We start from the raw sequence: 288 nt of genomic DNA on the forward strand, positions 1-288 counted from the left end.
GATGATAGATGTCCCACAGATCACTATAAGCAAAGTCCAGTTGATTGATCTTGTTAATAAGATTGGACAGGAAACCATATATTATGGTCTCCGTTCGCCTGAAGATGCATGTTTTGAAATAAGGATAGATCCCTCATCAACAGGTTGTCTTGTCTATATGCTGCATAGTATCTTTGCGCGTGATGATAGAAAATATTTTCCGTTATTTCCGTACGATGATTTTAATCAATGGTTTTTATCTGTGTTTACGCAAGCTTTTACAACTTGGTTTGATAATTATTTTTCTCA

The 288-nt window shown here is 35.1% G+C and carries 1 pseudogene; it reads left to right on the top strand.

The features are described from left to right. Positions 1–40: 40 nt before the first annotated feature. Positions 41–288, top strand: a pseudogene (locus ACFIJ7_RS09825) (hypothetical protein); the annotation flags it as partial.

Source organism: Bartonella sp. MR100HLJHH, assembly GCF_042194215.1.
GTDB lineage: Bacteria > Pseudomonadota > Alphaproteobacteria > Rhizobiales > Rhizobiaceae > Bartonella > Bartonella grahamii.